We start from the raw sequence: 1,195 nt of genomic DNA, 5'->3' as shown, positions 1-1,195 counted from the left end.
AGGTGCAGGAGGTCCGCCACCACTTCCTTGCCGGTTCCCGTTTCTCCCTCGACCAGCACGTCGACATCCATGTCGGCGATCTGGCGCAAGGTTTCGCGCAACCGTTTGATGGCAGGCGCCTCGCCGATCAGCGGCAGGCCGTCGGCGGCCAATGCCGCGGCTTCGCGCAGCCGCCGGTTTTCCATCACCAGCCGCCGCTTTTCCGATGCCCGTTTCAGCGCCTCGACAAGGCGTTCTCCGGCATAGGGTTTCGGGATGAAATCGTAAACGCCGTCCTTGAGCGCGGCCACAGCGAGATCGACATCGCCATGCCCGGTAACCAGGATCACCGGTATATCCGCGTCGATCGCTTTGATGCGATCGAACAGCTGCAGCCCGTTCATGCCCGGCATGCGGATATCGCTGACGACGACGCCCTCGAAATTCCTGTCGACGACGGCAAGTGCTGCCTCGGCGGCGTCGAGTGCGACCACCGTGAAGCCGGCAAGCTCGAGCAATTGCGTGGTGGCGTGAAGGAGGTCCGCATCGTCGTCGACGAGCGCGACCAGCCCTGATCCGTCTGTCATTCAATTCGCCTCAAATCGATGGTGAAGGATGCGCCGCTGCCATTGCCGGGATCGAGCCGCAGCGTGCCGCCCAATTCCTGGGCGATCTCCTGCGAGATCACCAGCCCCAGGCCAAGCCCCTTCTCCTTGGTGGTCTGGAACGGCATGAACAGATTGCCAGCCGCCTCCGGACCAAGGCCGGGTCCATTGTCGCGCACCGAAATCAGCACCCTGTCGTCGCGCTCGGCAAGTTCGATCTCGATGCGGGGATCGGGCTGGTCCTTCATCGCGTCCAATGCATTTTGCAAAAGATTGACCAGGATCTGCTCCAGCCGGATGCGGCTCGCCATGACCACCGGCGAGGCATTGCCGCGCGGCCTGACGATGGTGACGCCGGAATCGCGTATGCGGCCTGACAGCAGCGACAGCGCGCCGTCGATCGCCTCGCGCACCGGCAGCGGCGAAGCGGCGACGCCCGGCCGGCGGGCGAAAGTGCGCAAGGTGCCGGTGATCGCGCCGATGCGTTCGGTCATCGAAACGATCGATGTCAGATTGCCGCTGGCCGATCCGGTCTTGCCGCTGTCCAGAAAACGACCTGCATTCTCGGCATAGGTGCGGATGGCGGCGACCGGCTGGTTGATCTCATGCGC

2 protein-coding genes are annotated in these 1,195 nt (G+C 64.1%); both read right to left on the bottom strand.

Features of this window, described 5'->3' with window-relative positions; translation table 11 throughout:
- Positions 1 to 566, bottom strand: a 566-nt coding sequence (locus tag EN949_RS35345; RefSeq protein ID WP_164782683.1) for a response regulator, incomplete at its 3' end; no start/stop codon positions are given.
- On the bottom strand, positions 563 to 1,195 hold a 633-nt coding region (locus tag EN949_RS35340; protein ID WP_127371989.1), incomplete at its 5' end, for an ATP-binding protein. The genes EN949_RS35340 and EN949_RS35345, both read right to left, overlap by 4 nt.

Source organism: Mesorhizobium sp. M7A.F.Ca.US.007.01.2.1 (genome assembly GCF_003998165.1).
Classification (GTDB): Bacteria; Pseudomonadota; Alphaproteobacteria; order Rhizobiales; family Rhizobiaceae; genus Mesorhizobium; species Mesorhizobium ciceri.
This window is presented reverse-complemented; position numbering and strand designations above follow the sequence as displayed.